We start from the raw sequence: 234 nt of genomic DNA, 5'->3' as shown, positions 1-234 counted from the left end.
TGCATGCAGCCATTGTTTTGAGCGCGCCAGGTTCGCAGTGCCACGCAGAGGTCCGGGCTGGTTGCTCATGGTGGCGGGGAGGCCCCCATGGAGATTTCGGCGTTGATGTAGGGGCCGGGCCGGGCGATGACGTACAGACCCTCCTTTTCGGCGATGGTGAGCAGTGTGTCGATGTCTTTAATGCCGGAGAAGTCGAACTTGCCGTCAGCGGATTCTTGGTGCAGGCCCCAGAAG

1 protein-coding gene is annotated in these 234 nt (G+C 61.1%); it reads right to left on the bottom strand.

Translation table 11 applies throughout. The annotated features are described in order from the left end of the window. Positions 1 to 65: 65 nt before the first annotated feature. On the bottom strand, positions 66 to 224 hold the full coding sequence (locus tag FVA95_RS33420) for a beta-galactosidase (RefSeq protein ID WP_370460893.1): 159 nt from the start codon (positions 222 to 224) through the stop codon (positions 66 to 68). Between the last annotated feature and the right edge of the window lie 10 nt (positions 225 to 234).

Source organism: Pseudonocardia sp. EV170527-09 (assembly GCF_008369905.1).
In the GTDB taxonomy this organism is placed as follows: domain Bacteria; phylum Actinomycetota; class Actinomycetes; order Mycobacteriales; family Pseudonocardiaceae; genus Pseudonocardia.
The sequence above is the reverse complement of the archived record's forward strand: the minus strand, read 5'-3'. Positions and strand labels throughout refer to the sequence as shown.